The 268-nt window shown below is 47.8% G+C and carries 1 protein-coding gene; it reads left to right on the top strand.

Annotated features, from left to right (window positions below):
• A partial coding sequence (locus IX84_RS18180; protein ID WP_044223982.1) for an FG-GAP repeat domain-containing protein occupies nt 1-268 on the top strand: 268 nt, incomplete at both ends.

Genomic DNA, 268 nt, shown 5'->3' on the forward strand with positions numbered 1-268 from the left:
TTATCAGCCTCTTCGCTTGATAATAAGATAGCGTGGTACGAGAATGACGGCAGCGGCAATTTTGGTGCGCAGCAGGTCATAACGATATTATCGTATGGTGCTGCCAGGTCCGTATACGCCATGGATTTGGACGGTGATGGCGATGCGGATGTATTATCGGCCTCATTAAATGATGATAAGATAGCGTGGTATGAAAATGACTGTGTAGCCCCCTGCCCCACACCAGAAAACATAACGATAACTTACGATTGTGGCGGAGAGGTTGTCC

Source organism: Phaeodactylibacter xiamenensis (genome assembly GCF_000759025.1).
Classification (GTDB): domain Bacteria; phylum Bacteroidota; class Bacteroidia; order Chitinophagales; family Saprospiraceae; genus Phaeodactylibacter; species Phaeodactylibacter xiamenensis.